Source organism: Ruegeria sp. AF5, from assembly GCF_056541905.1.
Genome location: NZ_JBQFYZ010000037.1, coordinates 1 through 4,446 on the forward strand (window position 1 = coordinate 1; position 4,446 = coordinate 4,446).

Annotated in this window: 3 protein-coding genes; all 3 read left to right on the top strand. The window is 63.6% G+C overall.

The genetic code is table 11. The features are described 5' to 3' along the window. Window positions 1–1,095 (top strand): glycine cleavage system aminomethyltransferase GcvT, encoded by a 1,095-nt coding sequence (gene gcvT, locus ACR0DS_RS20185; protein WP_480560853.1) that lies wholly within the window; start codon window positions 1–3, stop codon window positions 1,093–1,095. Between the two features lie 17 nt (window positions 1,096–1,112). Then, window positions 1,113–1,478 carry a glycine cleavage system protein GcvH gene (gcvH, locus tag ACR0DS_RS20190; RefSeq protein ID WP_209505056.1) on the top strand — a complete coding sequence of 122 codons (366 nt, stop codon included), beginning with the start codon at window positions 1,113–1,115 and terminating at the stop codon, window positions 1,476–1,478. A 114-nt stretch (window positions 1,479–1,592) separates the two neighbouring features. Continuing rightward, the coding region (gene gcvP, locus ACR0DS_RS20195) for an aminomethyl-transferring glycine dehydrogenase (RefSeq protein ID WP_480560855.1) at window positions 1,593–4,446 on the top strand (2,854 nt) is incomplete at its 3' end.

The window sequence follows — 4,446 nt, forward strand, 5'->3', positions numbered from 1 at the left end:
ATGACCGAGATTAGACGCACGCCGCTTTTTGGGCTTCACGTTGAGTTGGGCGGCAAGATGGTTGATTTTGCCGGGTGGGAGATGCCGGTTCAGTATCCGCTGGGGATCATGGGCGAGCATAAGCAGTGCCGCGAGAAGGCGGCGTTGTTTGATGTGTCGCATATGGGTCAGGTGATATTGCGGGGCGAGAATGTGGGCGAGAAGCTGGAAGCACTGTGTCCGCAGGCTTATGCGACGCTGAAGGAAGGCAAGGCGCGGTACGGGTTCTTCACCAATGCCGAAGGCGGGATCATGGATGACCTGATCGTGTCGAACGCGGGGGATCATTACTTTGTGGTGGTGAACGCGGCGCTGCGCCATCAGGACATTCCGCATATGCGCGCCAATCTGGACGGGGTTGAGGTGACCGAGATCTTCGACCGCGCGCTGGTGGCGGTGCAAGGCCCCAAGGCCGAGGATGTGGTGGGCGCGCTCTGCCCCGCGGCGCGCGATCTTAAGTTCATGGAAACCACGATTGCCGACATCCTGGGTGTCGAATGCCGCATCTCGCGGCTGGGCTACACGGGCGAGGACGGGTACGAGATCTCGATCCCCGAGGACAAGGCGATCGAGATCACCCGGGCGTTCCTTGCGCATGAGGATTGCGAACCGGCGGGTCTGGGCGCGCGCGACAGCCTGCGGCTTGAAGCCGGTCTGTGCCTTTATGGCAATGACATCGATCAGAGCACCTCGCCGGTCGAGGCCAGCCTTGGCTGGGCGATGCAGAAGCGCCGCAAGGAAGAAGGCGGCTTTCCGGGTGCGGAACGTGTGCAGCGCGAACTGGCCGAGGGGCCTGCGCGCAAGCTGGTGGGCATCAAGCCCGACGGCCGCGCCCCCGCGCGTCAGGGCGTGGAAGTGCAATGCCTTGAGGGCAATACCATCGGTCAGATCACCTCGGGCAGCTTTGGCCCCACGGTCGGCGGCCCGGTTGCGATGGGCTATGTGTCCGCGGGCCATGGCGAGCCGGGCGAGAAGGTCAACCTGATCATCCGGGGCAAGGCGCAACCGGCGCAGATTGTGGCGCTGCCCTTCGTCAAACAAAATTACAAGCGTTGAAGTCAGGAGAGAGAGACATGGCAACCTATTATTCCGAAGAGCATGAATGGCTGGCGGTCGACGGCGACACGGCCACGCTGGGTATCACCAAACACGCGGCCGAGCAGCTGGGTGAGGTGGTCTTTGTCGAGCAGCAGGAGGTGGGCGACGAGTTCGAGAAGGATGGCGAGATCGGCGTGATCGAATCCGTCAAGGCCGCCTCCGAGCTTTACGCGCCGGTTGATGGCGAGATTACGGAAGTGAACGAGGCGCTGGCTGACAACCCCGGCGCGCTGAACGACGACCCCGAGGGCGAGGCCTGGATCTACAAGATCAAGATCGCCGATGCCGCGCAGCTGGAAGATCTGATGGACGAAGCCGGCTACAAGGCCTTCATCGGCTAAATCCGGCCCGGAGCCCCAGAGACCGGGGCTCCCCGCTTCATCTTTTTCCAAATACTCCCGCCGGAGGCTCCTGCCGTCTCCGCCGGACCTGACCTATCCTTGAGGAGCGCTGCAATGGCCTTCAAACTGACCGACTACGAAGCCTATGACTTCGCCAATCGCCGCCACATCGGGCCCAGCCCGACCGAGATGCGCGACATGCTGCAGGTGATCGGCTTCAAGACGCTGGACCAGCTGATCGACGCTACCGTCCCGCCCGCGATCCGGCAGAAGGAACCGCTGGACTGGGGCCCGGCGATGACGGAACGCGATGCGCTCTTTCACATGAAGCAGGTGGCGGGCAAGAACAAGGTTCTGACCTCGCTGATCGGTCAGGGATATTACGGCACCACCACCCCGGCGCCGATCCTGCGCAACATCCTGGAAAACCCGGCCTGGTACACGGCCTACACGCCCTATCAGCCCGAGATCAGCCAGGGCCGGCTTGAGGCGCTGCTGAACTTCCAGACCATGGTCAGCGACCTGACCGGGCTCGATGTGGCCAACGCGTCCCTGCTGGACGAAGCCACAGCCGCAGCAGAAGCCATGGCGATGGCCAAGCGCGGCGGCCGGTCCAAGGCCAATAACGCGGCCTTCTTCGTGGATCGCAACTGTCATCCGCAGACCATCGCGGTCATCAAAACCCGCGCCGAACCCTTGGGCATCGACGTGCAGGTGGGCGATCCCGATCAGCTGGATGCAGGTGCCGTCTTTGGCGCGATCTTCCAGTATCCGGGCACCCATGGCCATGTGCGCGACTTCACGAACGAGATCGCGGCGCTGCATGAACATAACGCCATCGCCGTTGTCGCCGCCGATATCCTGTCACTGGCGCTGCTGAAATCCCCCGGCGAGATGGGCGCGGATATCGCCATCGGCTCGACCCAGCGCTTTGGCGTGCCGATGGGTTATGGCGGCCCGCACGCCGCGTATATGGCGACCACCGACAAGCTGAAGCGCTCGATGCCGGGCCGGATCATCGGGGTCAGCATCGACAGCCGCGGCAACAAGGCCTACCGCCTGTCGCTGCAAACCCGCGAGCAGCACATCCGCCGCGAAAAGGCGAACTCGAACGTCTGCACCGCGCAGGCGCTGCTGGCCGTCATTGCCTCGATGTATGCGGTCTATCACGGACCCGACGGCATCAAGGCGATCGCGCAATCGGTGCACCGCAAGACCTCGCGCCTGGCCGCCGGTCTGGAAGAGGCGGGCTTTGCGGTGGAACCCGAAGTGTTCTTCGACACCATCACGGTCGAGGTCGGCCATCTGCAGAATGTCGTTATGGAGGCCGCCGTGGCCCGTGGCGTCAACCTGCGCAAGGTCGGCGAGACCCGCGTGGGCATCAGCCTGGACGAACAGACCCGCCCCGAGACCATCGAGGCGGTCTGGGGTGCCTTCGGCATCGACCGCAAGGATGACAGCTCGAACAAGCAATACCGCCTGCCGGATTACGCGCTGCGCGAAAGCGCGTACCTGACCCACCCGATCTTCCACAAGAACCGGGCCGAGGCCGAGATCACCCGCTATATGCGCCGTCTGGCCGACCGCGACCTGGCGCTGGACCGGGCGATGATCCCGCTGGGGTCCTGCACCATGAAGCTGAACGCCACGGTCGAGATGATCCCGGTCACCTGGCCCGAGTTCGGCAACCTGCATCCTTTCGTGCCCGAAGATCAGGCGCAGGGCTACCATCAGATGATTGCGGATCTGAACGACAAGCTGTGCCAGATCACCGGGTATGACGCGATCTCCCAGCAGCCCAACTCGGGCGCGCAGGGCGAATATGCGGGCCTTCTGACCATCCGCAACTATCACTTCGCCCGCGGCGAAGGGCAGCGCAATGTCTGCCTGATCCCGACCTCGGCCCATGGCACCAACCCGGCCTCGGCGCAGATGGTGGGCTGGCAGGTTGTGCCGGTGAAATCGGATGACAAGGGCAATATCGATCTGAATGATTTCCGCGAAAAGGCGGAAAAGCATTCGGACCATCTGGCCGCCTGCATGATCACCTACCCCTCGACCCATGGCGTGTTCGAGACCACCGTGCAGGAGGTCTGCCAGATCACCCATGATCACGGCGGTCAGGTCTATATCGACGGCGCCAACATGAACGCCATGGTCGGGCTGGCACGTCCGGGTGACATTGGCGGCGATGTCAGCCACCTGAACCTGCACAAGACCTTCTGCATCCCGCATGGCGGTGGCGGCCCCGGCATGGGTCCGATCGGCGTCAAGGCGCATCTGGCCGAGCATCTGCCGGGCCACCCGGAATACGGCACCGCCGTGGGTCCGGTCTCGGCGGCACCCTTCGGCTCGCCCTCGATCCTTCCCGTCTCATGGGCCTATGTGCTGCTGATGGGCGGTGCGGGGCTGACGCAGGCCACCAAAGTGGCGATCCTGAACGCCAACTACATCGCGGCGCGGCTCAAGGACGCCTATCCGATCCTCTACACATCGGAAACGGGCCGGGTGGCACATGAATGCATCCTCGACACAAGGCCGCTGGACGAGGCGGCGCATGTCACCGTCGACGATGTGGCCAAGCGCCTGGTCGATTCAGGCTTCCACGCCCCCACGATGAGCTGGCCGGTGGCGGGCACCCTGATGGTCGAGCCCACCGAATCCGAACCCAAGGACGAGCTCGACCGCTTCTGCGACGCCATGCTCTCGATCCGCTCGGAAGCGCAGGACATCATCGACGGCAAGATCGACGCGGAAAACAACCCGCTGAAAAACGCCCCCCACACAGTGCGCGATCTGGTCGGCGACTGGGACCGCCCCTACACCCGCGAACAGGCCTGCTTCCCGCCGGGATCCATGGGCGTCGACAAATACTGGTCCCCCGTCAACCGCGTCGACAACGCATACGGCGACCGAAACCTCGTCTGCACATGCCCACCAATGACAGAATACGAAGACGCCGCTGAGT